Consider the following 19,196-nt stretch of genomic DNA (forward strand, 5'->3'; position numbering starts at 1 on the left):
GCGCGTCCGGTGCGCGCTCGTCCTCCCTCGGACCAGCCCAGGTTGTTCCTGCGCCCGGTTCCGGTCAGGCTGGGAACGAACATCGGGGCGAGCTGCCCCGGACGACCGCATCCCCGACCGAGTCCGCAGCGAGGTCCCTGTGTCCACCGATCTGCCCACCGAAGACCGGGCCTTCTCCCCCGGCACCCTCCGGAGGAGCCCCGGAGTCGACGAGACCGTCGACGCCGTCGTCATCGGGGCCGGCCATCACGGTCTGGTCACCGCAGCCGTCCTGGCCGACGCAGGCTGGGACGTCCTCGTCCTGGAGGCACGGCCCACCGTCGGCGGTGCGGTGAATTCCGTCGTCCGGGGAGGGTGGACGACGGACGAGTTCAGCGCCTGTCATCCGCTGGCATTGGCCTCCCCCGTCCTGCGCGCGCTGGAGCTGGAGAATCACGGGCTGCGCTGGGCCAGGGCCCGCGTCCAGGTCGCACATCTGTCCCGTCCGCAGGAAAGCGACGTCCCGGCGATCTGTCGTCAGGCCGCCGATACGGCTGAGATCCTGGGCCAGGACGATCCTCGGGATGCTCGGACCTGGCTGCGCTTGGCGGAGCAGTACGACGCGGTGAAGGGGCCTTTCCTGGAGGCTTTGCTCACTGCCTGGCCACCGGTGAGCGCGACCCGGCGTCTGGTCTCCGCGGTCGGGGCCCGGCATATGCCGGATTTCGTCCGTTTCATGATGTTGCCCAGTTCGCGGATGGGTGAGGAGCTCTTCCGGGGGAAAGCTGCTCGGGACCTCTTGGCCGGCAATGCGATGCATGCCGATGTACCGCCGACCGCGCCGGTCAGTGGCGTCTTCGGCTGGTTGATGGCCATGTTGGCCCAGGACGTGGGTTTCCCTTCGCCGGTGGGTGGCACCGGGGAATTGGCCCGGGCCTTGGCGCACCGTGCGCAGGCCGCCGGGGCCCGGGTGGACACGGGTTCTGCGGTGACCCGGGTCGTCGTGCGCGGCCGTCGGGTCCATGGGGTGGAGGTCGCCGACGGTCGACGGATCGTTGTTCGCCGTGCGGTGGTCGCCGATACCAGCGCACAGGCCTTGTACGGTCGGCTGCTCGATCCGGAAGTGGTCCCGGCCGGGGTCCGTACCCGGTTGACGAACTTCTTGTGGGATCTGCCGACGGTGAAGCTCAACTACCGGTTGTCCGGGCCGGTGCCGTGGACCGCCGGGCAGGCTCGTGGCGCGGGTGTGGTGCATGTCGGGCTCGACGCTCCGGGGATGGTCCGCTGGACCTCCCAGTTGGAGACCGGTGTCCTCCCCGAGGAGCCTTTCGCCCTGGTCGGGCAGATGACCAGCATCGATTCTTCACGTTCCCCGTCCGGAACGGAGACGCTCTGGTTGTACACCCATCTGCCGCGAGGGATGACCCATGAGGGCGCGGTCCGGCAGGTGGTGCAGTCGAGCGAACGCATGATGGACCGGTTCGCGCCCGACTGGCGTGACCTGATCGTGGATCGTTGGGAGCAGACCCCGTCGGGGATGGAGGCGGCGGATGCGAACCTGGGCGAGGGCGCGGTCGGTGGCGGGACGCAGCAGCTCTTTCAGCAAGCACTCTGGCGGCCGTTCACCGGTGCGGGCGGCCCGCGGACACATGTCGGGGGGCTCTATCTGGGCAGTGCGGCCGTCCATCCTGGTGGTGGGGTGCATGGGGCGTGCGGTTACCTGGCTGCCCGGGCTGCATTGACGGATTCCGGCCCGGTCGGACGGCGGATCGACGGCCTGCGCGTGTCCGCGCTGCGTCGGTGGTATGCCGATCCTGCGCCGATCTGGGCCGGTCTGCACGACTGAGGCCGTTCCCGTCGTCTGGTGGGGTCCGGTCTTCAGGAACGGGGGATGGCTTCGTCCGGTCCCACCTGTTTCACGGTGCATTCCGAGCGGTGGATCTGGTCGGCGAAACTGTTCACCTCCACATCGGTGACGGTGACTCCCAGCGCGTCGAGCTGGTCACGTAGTTCTTTCTCGATCTCGTCGACCGGTCGTCCGCCGTGGGTGCGGGAGACGCCGTGGAGGAGGTCGAGGAAACGGGTGGCGGTGGTGTGGCCGACGGCTTCGACGAAGGCGTCGTTCAGGTGGAAGTCGGTGGTGATCCGTCCGCTCGGCTGGCGGGTTCCCGCTCTGACCTCTGGCTCGTCGCCCATCGGTGGTGCCTCTCAGCTCGCATGTCTCGCATGTCGGTGGTCTTATTTCTGTGCCGCCGGTGCCTCCCGAAATCGATCGACCGACGCAGAACATTCAGATTCAATTGAGCCACAAGAGAATTGATGATGCATGCCGAATGGGGTCCCGAGTTCACCCCCACTCTCCGTACGATGGGGCCCATGCCCCAGGCCGCCCCCACCGGAACCGTGCTCCTCATCGGCGGCACCGGCGAGGCACGCCGACTCGCCGACCTCCTCCACGACTCCGGCATCCCCTTCCTGTCCTCCTTGGCCGGCGTGGTCTCCGACCCCCGTCTGCCGGTGGGCCAGGTCCGTCTCGGCGGCTTCGGTGGCGCCGACGGTCTGACCGAATACCTTCGCGAGCAGCACATCAGCGCCGTCGTCGACGCCACTCATCCCTTCGCCTCGACCATCACCCGGAATGCCACCACCGCCTGCTCCGCCACAGGAATCCCCTTCCTGCGGCTCCAACGACCCAGCTGGGTCGGCTACCCCGGCGCACCCGGGTGGACCTGGGTGGCCGACCACCCCGGCGCAGCCGAGGAACTCTCCCGGATCACCGGTCCGATCTTCCTGACCACCGGGCGAAACACCCTGCGGCACTTCGTTTCCTGTCCGCCGATCGCTGCGGCACCGGTTCTGGTGCGTCTCGTCGAACCCCCGGACATCGACCTACCCGCCAGCTGGACGGTGCTGCGCAACCGCGGACCCTTCACCTACCAGGACGAGGTCGACCTCATGCAGGAACACCAGATCGCCGTGCTGGCCACCAAGGACTCCGGCGGACAGCTCACCGCAGCCAAACTCGACGCCGCCGACCACCTGGGCATCCCCGTGGTCATCGTGCATCGGCCGGCCCTGCCCCCCGAGGTGGACGTCGTCGACGACGTCGCCGCAGCCCAGGAGTGGCTCTTCCGAGCTACGGCGCCCCGCACCGCCAGCAGATGAACCTCCGCTCACGCGCCCGGCCTCATCCCTGAGCGGCAACGGCCTCCACAGCCACGGACAGCAGGTCCATCCCGGCCACCTCACCGATCACCGTCACGGCAGGAGCGCCCAGTCCGGCTTCAGCCACTGCTGCGGCCAGACCAGCCACCGTGGAACGCACCACTCGCATCGTCGGCAGCGCGGCATCGGCGATGGTCGCCGCCGGAGTGTCCGCAGACATCCCTGCTCGTACCAACTCGTCGGTGATCTGCGGCAAGGCGTGCATCCCCATCAGGATCACCAGGGTGGTACCGCACCGAGCCAATGCCGCCCAGTCCACGGAGGAACGCACGTCACCGGGCGGAACATGCCCGGAGACCACTGTCACCCCTTGAGAGAGCGAACGGTGGGTCACCGGCACTCCGGCCAACGCCGGACCGGCGATCGCCGAGGACACTCCCGGTACGATCCGCACCGGCACCCCCCGCTCGCGGCAGGCCAGGGCTTCTTCCCCGCCGCGGCCGAAGACGAAGTTGTCACCTCCCTTGAAACGCACCACCCTGCGGCCGGCCTGGGCGTGCTCGATCAGCAATTCGTTGATCCGCTCCTGCGGGGTGTACTCCCCCCGCGGGATCTTGCCGACGTCGATCAGCACGGCCTCCGGTGGTGCTTCCGCGAGTGCGGCCAGCGGAGCCAGCCGGTCGTAGATCACGACGTCGGCGGCTCGCAGCTCGGCCAGGGCGGCTACGGTCAGCAGGTCGGGGTCACCGGGTCCGCCACCCACCAGGACCACTTCGCCGTGGGTCCGCGGCGCAGGTTCCGTCTCTTGTGCTCGTTCGCGGCAGGAGATCACCAGGTCGTAGGCGGCGTGGTCTGCGTGGGTGCACAGGGTGACGAGCCCCCGTTGGGCGAGGTCCCTCAGAGAGGTCGTCGCGTCATCGGCAGCCACCTCGACCTGGGCTCCGGCAGCCAGGAGTCGGTGTGCCATGGCGGGGAGTTCGGGCCCCGACCCGGTGAGGAGTACCCGCCTTCCGGAGACTTCCAGGTGAAGTGAGCCGGTCACCACTCGATCCCCTTCTGGCCTTTCTGCCCTTCGTCGAAGGGGTGTTTGATCTTGGTCATCTCCGTCACGAGTTGCGCGATCTCCAGGACGGGTTCGGGGCAGCGACGGCCGGTGATGACGACATGTTGGTGGCCGGGGCGTTCCTGCAGGGTGGTGACCACGTCGTCGACGTCGATCCATCCCCAGGCCATGGGGTAGGTGAATTCGTCGAGGACGTACAGCTGGTGGGTCTGGGCGGCGATCCGGCGTTTCACTTCCGTCCAGCCTTCTGCGGCAGCGGCGGCGTGGTCGACCTCGCTGCCTTCTTTACGGGTCCAGGACCAACCCGAGCCCATCTTGTGCCATTCGACAGGGCCACCTTCGCCGGTCTGTTCGTGTACCCGGTGCAGGGTCTCGAAGACGCTCTGTTCGCCGATCCGCCATTTCGCGCTCTTCACGAACTGGAAGATCCCGATCGACCATCCTTGGTTCCAGCCACGCATCGCCATGCCGAAAGCGGCGGTCGATTTGCCTTTTCCCTCGCCGGTGTTCACGGCCAGGATCGGGCGGTGGCGCCTCTCCCGCGTCGTCAACCCGTCCTTGGGGTCGACGACGATCTGCCCCTTCATCAGGCGACATCCTTTCTACTGACGTGGCTCCGTGGAGCCCCCGGGTGACGCTGCTCGTCGGCCCGGGCATGACGGTCACGAGTGTGTTCGTGGACCACGTTCACGATGGCATTCGCCGCGACCTCGTCGAGGCGCAGGTATTGCGCGTCCAGGTGGGCGGCGAGGCTGGCTGCCATTCCCAGGCGGACCCGTCCCGATTCGCAGTCGACCACCACGGTGTCGATCTGGGCGGCGCGTAGCTGGTCGGCGACGGCTTGGGCTCGGGGGCGGGCGTCTCGTCCGGAGGTGGCCCGGCCGTCGGTGACGACGACCAGCAGTGGGCGTCGGTGCGGGTCGCGGAGCCGTTCGAGGGCCAGGACCCGTCCGGCTTCGAGGAGCCCTTCGGCGAGGGGGGTCCGTCCGCCGTGGGGAAGGTCGGCCAGGCGGCGGGCGGCGATGTCGACCGACGAGGTGGGTGGCAGGACGAGTTCTGCGTCGTCGCCGCGGAAGGTGATCAGACCGACCTTGTCGCGGCGCTGGTAGGCGTCGAGCAGGAGCGCGAGAACGGCACCTTTGACGGCGCTCATCCGTTTCCGGGCCGCCATCGATCCCGAGGCGTCGACGGCGAGGAGGACCAGGTTCGATTCGCGGCCTTCGGTGCGGGACCGGCGGACGTCCTCACGGTGGAGGACGAGGGCGTCGCCTTCGCCGCGGCCTCGGCGGGGTTGGTGGGGTGCGGCGGCCCGGATCGTGGCGGGCAGGTGGATGCCTCCGACACCGGGAGCTTGCCGGGCCTGGTCGCCTGAGCCCGGGGCCACACCGATCACTTTGCCGACGCCGGTCAGGGCGCGGCTTCGTTTTCCGGCGGTTCCTCGTCCGGTGCCGCGGGCGGTCATCAGGCGGGCGCGGAAGGGGGCGTCGGGGACGGCGGTGCCCTGCGCGGTAGCGGCGCCCGGGACCGGGGTGTCCGTGGCGGGGGTCTCGGTGTCGCCGGGGTTCTCGGCGGTCGCGGAGGCTGGTTCGACGGACGGGTTTTCCTGGTGGGAGGCGTCCGTGCTCTGGGGTCCGTCTCCGGCGCGGGGCGCGGCCGGGGCGGGGTTCTTCTCCGCGTTGTCGGCTTCCGGTCCGGTGTCGGCTTCCGGTCCGGTGTCGGCGGGGTCGTCCTGCGGAGGTTGCGGGCCATGGCCGTCGGGGTCGTCCTGCGGGTCTTCGGGCTCGTCCGGTCCCAAGAGTTGTTCGAGGAGGTCTTCGTCCAGGCCGGGGGCGTCGAAGGGGTTGCGGCGGCGACGGTGTGGGAGTGCCAGCCGGGCAGCAGCCCGAATGTCCTCTCTGGTCACGGTGTCTCGTCCGGCCCAGGCTGCATGAGCGATCGCGGCACGGGCGGTGACCAGATCGGCACGCATCCCGTCGACGTCGAAGCCGGAACAGACCCGGGCGATGGTCAGGAGGGCGCTGTCGCCGAGACGGACTCGGGCGACGGCTTGTTGGGCGGTGGCGATCCGGTGGCGCAAGTCCGTCTGGGCGTCGGCGTAGCGGCGGGTGAAGCCGTCGGGGTCGGCGTCGAAGGCCATCCGTCGGCGGACGACCTCGACCCGGACGGCGGGTTCCCGGGGTGCGCTGACCTCGGCGGTGAGCCCGAAGCGGTCGAGCAGTTGGGGTCGCAGTTCGCCTTCTTCTGGATTCATCGTGCCGATGAGCATGAGGCGGGCGGCGTGGCTGAGGGATACACCTTCGCGTTCGACGGTGCAGCGGCCCATGGCAGCGGCGTCGAGGAGGAGGTCGACCAGGTGGTCGTGCAGCAGGTTGACCTCGTCGACGTAGAGGATGCCGCGGTGGGCGGCGGCCAGCAGACCTGGTTCGAAGGCGGTGCGGCCTTCACCGAGTGCTTGTTCGAGGTCGAGGGAGCCCAGGACGCGGTCCTCGGTGGCGCCGACGGGTAGTTCGACGAGCCGGGCGGGTCGGGTGGTGGTGCGGTCGGGGGCATCGGGCCCGGTGTGCGCCGGGTGGGGGCCGTCCGGGCATCGCGGATCGGGTTCCGCGGGGTCGCAGGCGAATCGGCAACCGGTGATGACGTCCTGGTCTGGCAGGAGGGCGGCGAGCCCGCGGACGGCGGTGGATTTCGCGGTGCCCTTTTCGCCGCGGACGAGGACCCCGCCGATCTCCGGGGAGATCGCGCACAGGGTCAGGGCCAGGGTCATGTCGTCGGCGCCGACGACGGCGGCGAAGGGGTAGGTCGTCATACCGGGCCTCCTGCGGGTGCCTCGCCCGCTCTGGTTCGGGCCGGAGACGGGTGACATCTCCGGCAGCGGGATAGACGTCCTGACTCACGGCGTCGAGCTACCGTTCACAGTGGCGGGACCGTTCCGGATTCGCACCGGATTCCTCCACCCTCGCCGTGGCGATTCTCGCATGACGCCGACAGGTTGTCGGCATCGTCAGTGGCAGCGGGCCCGTGGTCGGGTCGGTGGCTGCCGGTCGGGTCGTGTTCTGCGTTGTCGATCGGGGGCGTGTCCGCTCGGGGTGGTCACTCGGCGAGGTCGGCGGCCAGGACGATGGCGAGGCGGTCGACCAGGCCGGTCAGGGTGCGCAGCTCGTCCGGGTCCATCCCGGTGAACCGGCGACGGTCGGCGGCGGTGACGGCTTCGCGGGCGCGGCCCAGGGTGGCGCGCCCTTCGTCGGTCAGTTGGACGAGGACGAGTCGTTGGTCGTCGCCGTGGCTGCCGGTACGGATCATTCCGACGTTCTCCAGGCGGGCGACAACCCGCGAGGTGTTGCCCCGGGTGCAGAGCATCCGTTCGGCGAGTCGGCTGACGGGCAGTCCCTCGTCCGGCCCGTCGTCGAGGGTGCGGAGCATGGCGTACTGGGTGGTGGTGACGGCTTGGGCGGACAGGGCCCGTCGTTCTCCGTCGTCGAGGAGGACGTACACCCGTTGCAGTTGTCGGGCCAGATCGGTCATGGGCCGCTCCTGGATGCGTGGGGGGACGGCCGACGCGCGGATCCGGTGAGCGCGAAATCGTGGACGGGACGGGCCGGTCGTGCCTATCGTGCTTTTGGTGACTAGTAATCAAACTAGCATCACGGCATTTCCGCCGACACGGCAGCGACCGAGTCCCCACCGGCCGCCCTCCTCCGAGGAGCAGCTCCCATGCCTCACCGTCGCGTCCCCCACCTCCTGATCACCCTCTGTCTCGGCGCGACCGGGCTGACCGCCGTCACCACACAGGCCGCCCAACCCGCCACGGACGGGCCCGACCGCAGCGCTTCCGCGCGCGCCACCGAAAGCCACCGTCGCATCGGCGACACCCTCGCCGACGACCTGACCGGGTCGGTCATCTACCAGGTCGTCACCGACCGCTTCGCCAATGCCGACCCCACCAACGACGCCCCGGCCGCCAGCCCCGGCACCGCCAGCCCCGACAGATCCAACTGGCGGCTCTACTGGGGCGGCGACTTCGCCGGAGTCGCCGCGCGCATCCCCTACCTGAAAGGGCTCGGAGTCGGCGCCCTGTGGATCTCACCGCCGGTCCAGAACATCCCGGTGTCCGTGCCCGCCAAACCGACCCCGATGGCCGGCTACCACGGCTACTGGGGCATGGACTTCTTCGCCCCCGACCCCCACTTCGGCTCCTGGCAGGACTTCGACCGGATGGTCGCCACCGCCCACGACGCCGGGATCAAGATCATCATGGACTGGGCCCCCAATCACACCAGCCCCGCCGATGTCGCCGACAGCTCGTACGGCGTCGCCGGACGCCTCCAACGCGCAGGGCAGACCCTGGCCACGTACCACGACGACCCCGAAGGGTACTTCCACCACCACGGTGGCATCACCGACTACCAGGACCTCTACCAGGCCCAGTACCGCAATCTTTTCGACCTGGCCGACCTCGCGCAGGAAAAACCCCAGGTGACCACCTACCTGAAGGAGGCCGTCGACACCTGGCTGGCCCACGGCGTCGACGCCATCCGGATGGACGCCGTCAAACACATGCCCAGCGGATGGCTCACCGGATACACCAACCACATCCAGTCGCACCGAGGCACCTTCGTCTTCGGCGAATGGGCCGACCCGTCCTCCTCCCCCTTGTGGAAGGACCAGGTCACCTTCGCGAACACCAGCGGGATGTCCCTGCAGAACTTCGACCTCAACTCCGCCCTGCGTGCCGGTTTCGCCGAGGGACGATCCCTACGGGCACTGGACGCGACCGTCTCCCGACAGCAGTCGTCCTTCACCTATCCGCACACCCTGATCAACTTCGTCGACAGTCAGGACATCCCCCGTTTCCTGTCGATCAATCCGGACACCTCGCTGCTCGACCAGGCCACCGTCGCCGCGATGACCCTGCCGGGTATCCCGTCGATCTACTACGGCGACGAGTCCTATCTCCATGACGACGCCACGAACCCCTTCGGCCAGGTCGGTGGCGACCCGTACAACCGGCCCATGATGGCCGGGTTCGACCAGGGCACCCGCAATGCTGCGATCGTCCGGAAGCTGTCCGAACTCCGCCGGAACAACCCCGCACTCCGTTTCGGGCGCTCGACCCAACGATGGCTGGACGACGACATCTACGTCTACGAACGACGCTTCGCCGGGAACACCGCCCTCGTCGCCGTCAACAAGAGCCGGACCGAAGAACGACTGCTCTCCGGGCTACGCACCGCACTACCGCCCGGGCAGCACCCCGACCGTCTCGGCGGACAGCTCGGCGGAGGCACCCTCACCGTCATCGGCGACGGCGACGGCGACGGCGACCAGGACCATCCCACCGGTGAATACGTCCTGCGCCCCGGGCAAGCCGCCGTCTGGGCCGTCACCGCGCAGGACCCCGACGGCCCGCAGATCGGCAGCATCGGCCCCACCGCCGGGCACGCCGGCAGCCGCACCGCCCTGACCGGGATCGGTTTCGGCCAGGACCACGGCCAGGTCACCGTCGGTGGACGCCCCGCCACCGTGAACTCGTGGGCCCCCCACCGGATCGAGGTCGTCCTGCCCGACGGGGTCGCTCCCGGGCAGAGCACGGTCGAGGTCAAGGATACTCAGGGCCGCGGCGGGAACAGCATCCCGTATCTCGTCCGCACCGGACCACTCACCCCGGTGACCGTCACCGTGACCGGTGCGCCCCTCGGCCCCGGCGACCAGCTCTTCCTCACCGGTGATGTCGCCGAGCTGGGCTCCTGGAGCACCGACCCTCCGGCCTGCCCCGGGCCGATGCTCTCCCCCGGTGACGGCAGCCGGACGCTGATGGTCGCGCTGCCTGCCGGACGCCATGTCGAGTTCAAAGCCGTCGTCCGCCGCCCGGACGGCTCCCTCACCTGGGAGAGCGGGGAGAACCACCGCTACGACGTGCCGACGAGCGCGACCGGAAGCAGCACCATCGCCTTCCGGCGTTGAGCACCACCGCCCCACACCGCACGACGAACGGAACAGCACAGCACACCACCCCTCGAAGGACGAAAACCATGCATGCACGCAGCAGCGCCGCTGCCATCACCCTGACCGCTCTGATCCTGGGCGTCTCCGCCTGCGGCGGAAACAGCCGGCAATCTGCCGGTGGGAACGAGACCCACACCGGGTCGACCACGCCCGCCCAGCTGTCCACCAAGGACCCTGCCCGGGACGCCGACGCCGACCTGGTCATCTGGTGCGACAACCAACGCGCCCCCGTGATCGCCGGCTTCGCCAAGAAGTTCGCCGACGAGCAGAAGATCAAGGTCGCCGTGCAGGTCGCCACCGACGTCCGCCAGGCCTTCACCGACGCCACCAAGGTCGGCAAAGGCCCCGACATCGTCGTCGGCCCGCACGACCTGGTCGGCCCCTTCGTCCAGAATGCCGTCGTCAAACCGGTGAACCTCTCCCCCGACACGGTGCGCAGGTTCAACCCCGACGCCATCGCCGGGGCCACCTTCGGCGGCCAGCTCTACGGCACGCCGTACGCCGTGGAGAACATCGCCCTGGTCCGCAACACCACCCTGGCGCCGGAGGCCCCGGCCACCGTCGACGACCTGGTCGCCCACGGCAAGAAAGTCGTCGCCGACGGTCGGGCCAAGATGCCGCTGATCCACGTGGTCGGCAAGGTCGGTGACGCCTACTACGTCTACCCGTGGCTCGCCGCGTACGGCGGTGGCTTCTTCGAACGCAAGGACAACGGCGAGTACGACCCGGCCAAGCTGACCGTCGCCAGCCCGGGTGCGATCAAGGGTGCCCAGCTCCTGGCCCGCCTGGGGCAGGAGAAGGTCCTGTCCACCAATGTCGCCGGGGAGAACGCCGACGCCCTCTTCGACGCCGGCGACGCGCCGTACTTCATCACCGGCCCCTGGTCGATCGACAAGGCGAAGAAAGCCGGCATCAAGTACGCCATCAGTAACCTTCCGGTCGCTCCCGGCGGAGAATCCCTGAAATCGCTGCTCGGCGTCCAGCTGTTCTACGTCTCGGCCAAGGCGAAGAACTCCGCCGTCGCCGAAGAGTTCGTGACCTCCTTCGTGCCCCGCAAGGAGACCCAGATCGGGCTCTTCGACGCCGGGCGACGCCCGCCGGCCCTGACCGAGGCCTACGAGGAGATCGCCCGACGTGACCCCGACGTCAAGGCCTGGCACGAGGCCGCCCGTGGCGGAGCCCCCATGCCGAACATCCCTGCCATGAACGCCGTCTGGGGCCCGCTCGGCCAGGCCTCGGCCGATGTCATCTCCGGCGCGGCCCAGCCCGCGGAACGCTTCGCCGCCGCCGCCACGGAGATCAGCACCGCGATCGCCCCACGCTGATGACCCCCCGCCGGTACCTCGTGCGCGGGCTGATCTGGCTCGCGATCGTCGCCGTCCTGCTGCTGCTCGCCAGGATCGCCCACTCCTTCGTCGCCTCCGGGCGCTGGATCGGGGTCGTCCTCGCCGCGACCCTGGCCGTGGCCGTCCTGGCGGTCTACGGCACGCGGCGGGCCGTCCCGCTGAAATATCTGCTGCCCGGCCTGGTGCTGATGCTGGCCCTGCAGATCTGGCCGATCGCCTACACCGTGGTCACCTCGGCCACGAATGCCGGTGACGGTCACGCCCTGACGAAGGCGCAGTCGATCGACACGATCGTGGCCGGCTCCGTGCACGAGGTGCCCGGCTCACCCCGCTACCGGCTCAGCGTCGCCGTCCGCTCCGGGCAGGACCCGGCGAGTGCTGCCCCGACCTATCTGCTGGTCGCCCCGGACGGCGGGCTCTTCACGGGGACATCTTCCGGGCTGAGTCCGTTGGCGGCCGATCAGGTTTCCCTCTCCGGTGGCCGGATCACCGCGGCCGAGGGCTATCACCTGCTCGATGTGCGCACGGTCAATGCGCGCAAGGATCTGGCCTCGTTCGCCGTACCGACGTCTTCGGGAGGGGGGATCAAACGGGTCGGTCTGTCCGAGGCTTTCGAGGGGCGGCCCACGATCCGGTACGACGAGGCTGCCGACGCTCTGGTGGACACGGAGAAGGGCACCGTCTATCGGGCGCGGGACGCCCGTTGGGTCGGTGACGACGGCCAGGCGCTGCCGCAGGGGTGGAAGGAGTACGTCGGGGCCGCCAATTTCACCACGATCGCGACCGACCCGGTGCTGCGTGGCGGTTTCCTGGGGATCCTGGTCTGGAATATCGCGTTCGCGGCGTTGTCGGTGGTCCTGCAGTTCGGGGTGGGGATGCTCATCGCCCTGTTGTTGGACGACGAGCGGATCCGCGGTCGGGGGGTGATCCGTTCGATCCTGATCCTGCCGTACGCGCTGCCCGGCTTCGTCACGGCTTTGGTCTGGTTGTCCTTGTTCAACCAGGACTACGGGCTGGTCAACGGTTTGTCGGGATGGCAGGTCGACTGGTTGGGCGATCCTGGGTGGGCGCGGGTCGCCGTCCTGGTCGCCAGCACGTGGATGGGGTTCCCCTACATGTTCCTGATCTGCACGGGGGCTTTGCAGTCGATCTCCGGGGAGGTGCTCGATGCGGCCCGGGTGGACGGTGCTTCGGGTTGGCGCACGTTGACGTCGGTGCGGCTGCCGTTGTTGTTGGTGTCGACCGGGCCGCTGTTGTTGGCCTCGTTCAGCTTCAATTTCAACAATTTCGGGTTGATCTATCTGCTCACCGGGGGTGGCCCGTTCCGGTCGGGCAATACCACCGTTGGTTCGACCGATCTGCTCATCACCTATGCCTTCCGGTTGGCCTTCGGCGGGAGTTCGCCGAACTACGGTCTGGCGTCGGCGATCTCGCTGGTGATCTTCGCGCTGGTGGCGGCGCTGTCCTGGTTCGGTTTCCGTCGTACTGCGGCTTTGGAGGAGATCTCGTGACCACGTCGACTGCCCGTCCCCGCCGCCGGCACCGTTTCCGTGGGCTGTGGTGGCGTTATCTGCTGATCGTGCTCGTCCTGGCGTGGACGCTCTTCCCGGTGGTCTTCATCGTCTCGGCGGCGGTCGATCCGGCGGGGAACCTGGTGACCAGTTCGTTGTGGCCGTCGGCGGTGTCGGCGGGCAATCTGCGTGACCTGTTGTCGAATCCGCATCATCCGTTCCTGGCGTGGTATCGCACGTCCTTGCTGGTGGCCGGGGTGGCGAGTGTGGTGACGGTGTTCTTGTCGGCGTGTGCGGCCTATGCCTTCTCCCGGTTGCGTTTCCCGGGGAGGCGTCCGGGGTTGTTCGGGCTGTTGTTGGTGCAGATGTTCCCGGCGATCCTGTCCTTCGTGGCCTTGTACGGCACCTTCGCGGCCTTGGGCGATGCGGTCCCGGCGTTGGGGCTGGGCACTCCGGCCGGGTTGATCCTGGCCTATCTGGGTGGGGCGATGGGCGCCAATGTGTGGCTGTTGAAGGGTTATTTCGACACCCTGCCGCGGGAGCTCGACGAGGCCGCGGTGCTGGACGGTTGTTCCCATCTGCGGATCTTCCTCGACATCACGTTGCGCTTGGCCCGGCCGATCCTGGTCACCGTGCTGATGGTGTCCTTCGTGTCGGTGTACAGCGAGTTCCTCCTGGCCGGGATCTTCCTGACCGACCCGGACCGGCAGACCCTCGCCGTGGGGCTGAATGCGATGTTGCGCGCCGACCGCAACCAGTACCTGGGCCAGTTCGCCGCCGGGGCCCTGTTGGCTTCGGCGCCGGTGGTCCTGATCTATCTCGCTTTCCAGAGGCAGCTCGTCTCCGGTCTGACCCAAGGGAGCACCAAATGAGTCGGGAATCCGTGCTCGATCTGCCGCACCACGACGGGTCGATGTTGTACGTCGACGACCCGCATCCGGTGATCGGAGGCCGGGTGACGGTGCGGCTGCGGGTGCCTCGTCCAGTCGGCGGGGAGCCCGAGGTCGCGGAGGTGCATGTGCGGACCACCCGGGATGCCGAGCCCTTCTTCGTGACGGCGTCGGTGGCTCTGCGTACCGACACCGATGTCTGGTGGTCGGTGACCCTGCCGGTGGTGAACCCGGTCACCCATTACCGTTTCCTGGTCCACGGTGGGCGTTGGGGGTATGCCTGGGTGAATGGCACCGGTGTGCATCGGCGGGATGTGCCGGATGTCGCCGACTTCCGGGTGGTCGCCGCGAGCGCGCCACCGTCGTGGGCGCGGGAGGCCGTGGTGTACCAGATCTTTCCCGACCGGTACGCCCGTTCCCCCGGGGCCGACCTTCGCGGTGCGCCGTCGTGGGCCGAGCCGGCCGGTTGGGGCGATCCGGTCGAGTCCGGTGAGCGGGCGTCGGCGCAGTTCTTCGGTGGTGATCTGGACGGGATCACCGCGCATCTGGACGATGTCGTCGAGTTGGGCGCCACTGTCCTCTATCTGACGCCGTTCTTCCCGGCGACCTCCTGTCACCGGTACGACGCGACCTCCTTCGACACGGTGGATCCGTTGTTGGGCGGGCCGGAGGCGCTGGCCCGGTTGACCCGGGCGGCCCACGACCGGGGGCTGCGGGTGATCGGTGATCTGACCACCAATCACACCGGTGATCGGCACGACTGGTTCCTCACGGCGTTGGAGCGGCCGGGCAGTCCCGAGCACGGCTTCTACCGGTTCGGCGCGGACGGCGCCCCGGTGTGCTGGTTGGACGTGCCGTCGTTGCCGAAGCTCGACCACGGCTCGCCCGAGCTGGCCCGGCGGTTCTTCGGCCCGGACGGGGTCGTGCAGCGGTGGTTGCGACCGCCGTACGAACTGGACGGGTGGCGGGTCGACGTCGCGAACATGACGGGTCGTCTGGGGGTGGAGGACCGTTACGACCAGGTGCAGCGGGCGATGCGGGCTGCGGTCGAGGCGGCCCGTCCGGACGGTTTGCTCGTCGCCGAGCACTGTCATGACCTGTCCGGTGACCTGTACGGCGACGGCTGGCACGGGGCGATGAACTATGCGGGGTTCACCCGGCCGTTGTGGACCTGGCTGCACGATCCGCAGCGGGCGCCTTCCTTCCTGGGGTTGCCGGTGGCGGTGCCTCGGTTGGGTGGGGCCGAGGTGGCGGCGACGATGGCCGATTTCGGGGCGCAGCTGCCCTGGGCGGCGCGGGCGGCGTCCTTCAATCTGGCCGGTTCGCACGACACCACCCGCATCCACACCCTGGTCGGGGGTGATCCTGCCCTGGTGGAGGTCGCGGTGGGGTTGGTGGTGGCGATGCCGGGGATCCCGATGATCACCTACGGTGACGAGGTCGGCATGCCGGGCCGTTTCGGGGAGGACGGGCGTCGTCCGATGCCCTGGGAGCAGGCAGAGCTGTGGTCGGCGGGTGTGCGGGAGGCCTTCCGTTCGCTCATCGCGGCCCGTCGTGCCAGTCGAGCTTTGCAGGTCGGCGGCCTGCGGGTGGTCCATGCCGAGGAGGATGCGCTGGTCTTCCTGCGGGAGAGCGACACCGAGTGTGCATTGGTGCATTGCGCGCGGGCCGGGCATGCGCCGGTGGAGTTGCCGGTGCACCGGCTGCCCGGTCTGGCCGAGGGTCGGGTGCTGCACGGGCGGGCACCGTCGTGGGAGGCGGGTCGGGTCTTCGTCGGGGCGGCCGGGCCGCAGGTCGACATCTGGGTATGGCCTGTCGCGCAGCAAGGCCGTTGACCTCTGTCGGAAGTTCTCCGGCACGGTAGGGTCGACCAGCGTGATCGATGTCGTGGGTGTGGGTGCCGGTGGGCTGCCCGGGGCGGGTTCCCCGGAGCGGGTCCTGATCGACGAGGCGGAGGTGGTCCTCGGCGGTCGACGTCACCTGGACCTGCTCCCGGAAGGCCATCGCGCGGTGCGTCGCCCGTGGCCGAGCCCGTTGCGGGCCGGGCTGCCCGGTCTGCTGCGTGAGGTCGAGGGTCGGCGGGTGGTGGTGCTGGCCAGTGGCGACCCACTGGTGTCTGGGGTGGGGAGCACCCTGGTCGACCTGGTGGGGGCGCAGTCGGTGCGGGTCCATCCGGCGGTGTCCTCGGCGACGCTGGCCCGGGCGCGTCACGGATGGTCGGCGGAGTCCTGTGACGTGGTGACCGTGGTGGGGCGTGGTGTGGGGCGTCTGCGCCGTGACCTGGCCCCCGGGGCCCGGCTGGTGGTGTTGCTGTCCGGCCCGGAGGATGTCGCGCGGGTCGCGCAGCTCGCGGTCGAGGAGGGCTACGGTCCGAGCCGGTTGACGGTGTGGGGGCGGTTGGGCAGCGCGGAGGAGTCCCGACACGAGGGCACCGCCGCGCAGTGGGCGTCGTCCCCGCCGGAGGGGCTTGCGGCATTGTGTCTGCTGACCGTCGAGGCGGCCGCCGCTGCCGGGGCTGCGGTGCGGTCGGTGGTGCCGGGCCTGCCGGACGATGTTTTCGAGAACGACGGCCAGCTGACGAAGCGGCACATCCGGGCGACGGCGATCGCGCATCTGGCGCCGACGCCGGGAGCCTTGTTGTGGGATCTGGGGGCCGGGGCCGGGTCGATCGGGATCGAGTGGGCCCGTCAGCATCCCCGCAACCGGGTGGTCTCGGTGGAACGTCATCCGGACCGGTTCGCCCGCATCGTGCGCAATGCGGACCGGCTCGGCGTGGGCTCGCAGGTGACGGTGCTGCAGGCGGCGGTCGCCGAGGTCCTGCTGGGTGACCCGGTCGCTGCCGAGCTGGCCGCTCGGGCACCGGAGGCGGTCTTCATCGGCGGGGGCGCCCGGGAGGAGATCGTCGAAGCGGCGTACGAGGCGCTGCTCCCCGGCGGGCGACTGGTGGTGCACGGCGTCACCGCGGAGACCGAGACCTTGGCCGTGGCGGCGTACCGGCGGTGGGGTGGGGATCTGGCTCGTATCGCCGTGGAGACCGCCGAACCGATCGGTGGTTACATCGGGTGGTCGCCGTCGCGCACCGTCGTGCAGTGGAGCACGGTGAAGTCCGTTCCGTCCGGGTCGGCCGACCCTGCTTCCGAGGAGATCGCATGACCGTCCATTTCATCGGCGCCGGGCCGGGCGCGGCCGACCTGTTGACCTTGCGGGCGGTGCGCCTGCTGGAGACCTCTCCGGTGTGTCTGTACGCCGGCACCTATGTCACCGAGGACGTGCTGAGCCACTGCCCCGACGGTGTCGAGCTGGTCGACACGCAGGGCTTGGACCTGGACCAGATCATCGGGTGCCTGGTGGACGCCCACGAGCGCGGCCTGGACGTGGCCCGGCTGTGTTCGGGTGACCCGTCGATCTATTCGGCGGTCGCCGAGCAGGGCCGGCGGTTGGACCGGGCCGGGGTGCCCTGGGATGTCACCCCGGGGGTACCGGCCTATGCGGCCGCCGCGGCGCTGCTGACCCGGGAGTTGACGGTCCCGGAGGTGACGCAGAGCGTGGTGCTCACCCGGACCCACCAGGTGTCCACGCAGATCCCCGAACGCGAATCGTTGGCCGCCTTCGCGGCGACCCGGGCGACCTTGGTGCTGCACCTGTCGATCCGGCACGTCCGTCGCCTCGCCGGAGAGCTGGTCGGCGACTACGGCGCGGGCTGCCCGGTGGCCGTGGTCTCCCGGGCGGAACAGCCCGACGAGCTGGTGCTGCGCGGCACCTTGGCCGATATCGCCGACCAGGTCGAGGCCGAGGGGCTGCGGCAGGCCGCCATCATCATCGTCGGCTGGGCGTTGGACGCCGAAGGGTTCGTGGAGTCACACCTGTACTCCGACCGCTGCCGGGCTGGGGCACCGACGGCTGCGCCGGGACAGTAGCCGCCGGACCCGGCGACACGGGCGCACGCCCGGGCGAGGAATCACCGACGGACCATGCGCCGTTCCCCACCGACCGGATCGGAACGGGACCCACCGTCGTACCGGAAACCTTGCCGCTCGTAGAAGCCAACAGCCCGTTCGTTACCGTCCAGCACCCACAGGTACGCCGGAGCCGCACCGATCGCCGTGTCGAGCAAGGCGTAGCCGACCCCCGTCCCGTACTTGGCGGCACGCACGTAGAGGGCGTGCACCTCACGCTCCGGCAGGTCCGGGGAACGGTCGTCGCGACCCGGGCCGACGCTGATGAAACCGGCCAGCGCGCCGTCGGGCTCCTGTGCGACGAAAATGGTGCTGGAGCTGCCCGTCAGGATCGTGCGCCACTTGTCGATCCGCGCGCTGCGTCCTTCCCGCCTCTCCGCCAGGACAGCGGCGTCGATGAGACCGGAATATGCCTCCTCCCATACCTTCAGATGAAGATCGGTCAGCGCCTCAGCATCCTCGGGAACCGCAGCTCGGACGTACATTTCGGGATCGTAACAGGGGTCTCCTTAGGCAAACTCCGTATGAGACGTCCACCAACTGTGCCCACCCCGTGCTTCGGAAGCACAGTCCCGGTGGCGGCGCGGCCCGGCGCATGTCTTGATGGGGGCATGTCCTTCGAGACCCACTCTTTGTCGCCGGAGCGGTTCGACGACTTCGCCGATGTGGTCAACCCGAACCGGCGGGCGACCCATTGCTGGTGCGTCCTGCACCGGTTGCGGTCCAGTGACATCGACATGCTCGGTGGGGGCGATCGGGAACAGGCGATGCGGGCCCTGTGCGAACAACCGACAGCGCCGGGCGTGGTCGGCTATGCCGACGGCACACCGGTGGGTTGGTGTCATGTCGGTCCGCGGGCGGCCATGCCGAAACTGGTCGCCTCGTCCCGGATCGTCGCCCTCGACGATCTGCCGGTGTGGAGCATCATCTGCACGGTGATCCGCGGTGGGCATCGGCGGCGCGGCTACACCACCGACCTGTTGGAGGGCGCGGTCGCGCATGCCTTCGAGCATGGGGCTCCCGCGGTGGAGGCCTATCCGGTGGACGCCGAGGGCGGTCGGATCGACGTGACGATGGCTTTCGTCGGCACTCGGGCGATGTTCGAGAAGGCCGATTTCGAGGTCGTCGGGCGGACGGCTGCCATCGCCTCGGGGCGTCCTCGGCTGGTGATGCGCCGGTTCCCGGAGTGATCTCCAGAACTTCGATTGGGGTCGTCGTGATCCACGGTGGAGTCCGTCGGCGTCTCCTGCTGGGCAGGGCGCGGCCGTCCACGCTGCAAGAAC

General features: G+C 69.3%; 16 protein-coding genes and 1 riboswitch. Of the genes, 10 read left to right on the top strand and 6 right to left on the bottom strand.

Going from position 1 to position 19,196, the window contains the following annotated elements; all coding sequences use genetic code 11:
* The first annotated feature begins 139 nt into the window (after positions 1-139).
* Positions 140-1,825, top strand: a complete 1,686-nt coding sequence (locus tag DX923_RS10745; protein WP_116114786.1) for a phytoene desaturase family protein — start codon at positions 140-142, stop codon at positions 1,823-1,825.
* Between the two features lie 32 nt (positions 1,826-1,857).
* Here DX923_RS10745 and DX923_RS10750 read toward each other — a convergent pair whose 3' ends face one another.
* Positions 1,858-2,175 carry a hypothetical protein gene (locus DX923_RS10750; protein WP_116114788.1) on the bottom strand — a complete coding sequence of 106 codons (318 nt, stop codon included), beginning with the start codon at positions 2,173-2,175 and terminating at the stop codon, positions 1,858-1,860.
* A 180-nt stretch (positions 2,176-2,355) separates the two neighbouring features.
* Here DX923_RS10750 and DX923_RS10755 point away from each other — a divergent pair, with 180 nt between their 5' ends.
* A complete protein-coding gene (locus DX923_RS10755) occupies positions 2,356-3,144 on the top strand; it encodes a cobalt-precorrin-6A reductase (protein WP_116116288.1) in 789 nt (262 codons plus the stop codon).
* Between the two features lie 22 nt (positions 3,145-3,166).
* On the opposite strand, the gene cobA is transcribed toward DX923_RS10755, so the two are convergent.
* From cobA to DX923_RS10775, 4 genes are all read right to left on the bottom strand, one after another.
* On the bottom strand, positions 3,167-4,186 hold the full coding sequence (gene cobA / locus DX923_RS10760; RefSeq protein WP_346218085.1) for a uroporphyrinogen-III C-methyltransferase: 1,020 nt from the start codon (positions 4,184-4,186) through the stop codon (positions 3,167-3,169).
* Positions 4,183-4,794, bottom strand: a complete 612-nt coding sequence (gene cobO, locus DX923_RS10765; protein ID WP_116114792.1) for a cob(I)yrinic acid a,c-diamide adenosyltransferase — start codon at positions 4,792-4,794, stop codon at positions 4,183-4,185. Before cobO ends, cobA begins: the two co-directional genes overlap by 4 nt.
* Positions 4,794-7,013: a putative cobaltochelatase gene (locus tag DX923_RS10770; protein WP_116114794.1), complete on the bottom strand. Its 2,220-nt coding sequence runs from the start codon at positions 7,011-7,013 to the stop codon at positions 4,794-4,796. The genes cobO and DX923_RS10770 overlap by 1 nt, the downstream gene beginning before the upstream one ends.
* 68 nt (positions 7,014-7,081) lie before the next feature.
* A riboswitch (adenosylcobalamin (AdoCbl) riboswitch) is annotated at positions 7,082-7,163 on the bottom strand.
* A gap of 134 nt (positions 7,164-7,297) precedes the next feature.
* Entirely contained in the window at positions 7,298-7,729 is a 432-nt protein-coding gene (locus DX923_RS10775; protein WP_116114796.1) for a MarR family winged helix-turn-helix transcriptional regulator, read from the bottom strand.
* 189 nt (positions 7,730-7,918) lie between these two features.
* On the opposite strand from DX923_RS10775, the gene DX923_RS10780 reads away from it, so the two are divergent.
* The 7 genes from DX923_RS10780 (at position 7,919) to cobM (ending at position 17,874) form a co-directional block, all read left to right on the top strand.
* Positions 7,919-10,168 (top strand): alpha-amylase family glycosyl hydrolase, encoded by a 2,250-nt coding sequence (locus DX923_RS10780; protein ID WP_116114798.1) that lies wholly within the window; start codon positions 7,919-7,921, stop codon positions 10,166-10,168.
* Between the two features lie 68 nt (positions 10,169-10,236).
* Positions 10,237-11,535, top strand: a complete 1,299-nt coding sequence (locus tag DX923_RS10785) for a sugar ABC transporter substrate-binding protein (protein ID WP_116114800.1) — start codon at positions 10,237-10,239, stop codon at positions 11,533-11,535.
* The gene (locus DX923_RS10790) at positions 11,535-13,067 is read left to right on the top strand and encodes an ABC transporter permease subunit (RefSeq protein WP_116114802.1); all 1,533 of its coding nucleotides are present in this window, start codon (positions 11,535-11,537) and stop codon (positions 13,065-13,067) included. The genes DX923_RS10785 and DX923_RS10790 overlap by 1 nt, the downstream gene beginning before the upstream one ends.
* Positions 13,064-13,939 (top strand): sugar ABC transporter permease, encoded by an 876-nt coding sequence (locus DX923_RS10795; protein ID WP_116114804.1) that lies wholly within the window; start codon positions 13,064-13,066, stop codon positions 13,937-13,939. The genes DX923_RS10790 and DX923_RS10795 overlap by 4 nt, the downstream gene beginning before the upstream one ends.
* Positions 13,936-15,792, top strand: coding sequence for a glycoside hydrolase family 13 protein (locus DX923_RS10800; protein ID WP_116114806.1), 1,857 nt, complete (start codon positions 13,936-13,938; stop codon positions 15,790-15,792). The genes DX923_RS10795 and DX923_RS10800 overlap by 4 nt, the downstream gene beginning before the upstream one ends.
* 40 nt (positions 15,793-15,832) lie before the next feature.
* On the top strand, positions 15,833-17,110 hold the full coding sequence (gene cbiE, locus DX923_RS10805; protein ID WP_116114808.1) for a precorrin-6y C5,15-methyltransferase (decarboxylating) subunit CbiE: 1,278 nt from the start codon (positions 15,833-15,835) through the stop codon (positions 17,108-17,110).
* Positions 17,107-17,874, top strand: coding sequence for a precorrin-4 C(11)-methyltransferase (cobM, locus tag DX923_RS10810; RefSeq protein ID WP_116114810.1), 768 nt, complete (start codon positions 17,107-17,109; stop codon positions 17,872-17,874). The genes cbiE and cobM overlap by 4 nt, the downstream gene beginning before the upstream one ends.
* Before the next feature lie 41 nt (positions 17,875-17,915).
* Here cobM and DX923_RS10815 read toward each other — a convergent pair whose 3' ends face one another.
* Positions 17,916-18,398 carry a GNAT family N-acetyltransferase gene (locus tag DX923_RS10815; RefSeq protein ID WP_116114812.1) on the bottom strand — a complete coding sequence of 161 codons (483 nt, stop codon included), beginning with the start codon at positions 18,396-18,398 and terminating at the stop codon, positions 17,916-17,918.
* 126 nt (positions 18,399-18,524) lie between these two features.
* Here DX923_RS10815 and DX923_RS10820 point away from each other — a divergent pair, with 126 nt between their 5' ends.
* Entirely contained in the window at positions 18,525-19,103 is a 579-nt protein-coding gene (locus DX923_RS10820; RefSeq protein ID WP_116114815.1) for a GNAT family N-acetyltransferase, read from the top strand.
* Positions 19,104-19,196 lie beyond the last annotated feature (93 nt).

Source organism: Austwickia chelonae (genome assembly GCF_003391095.1).
GTDB lineage: Bacteria > Actinomycetota > Actinomycetes > Actinomycetales > Dermatophilaceae > Austwickia > Austwickia chelonae_A.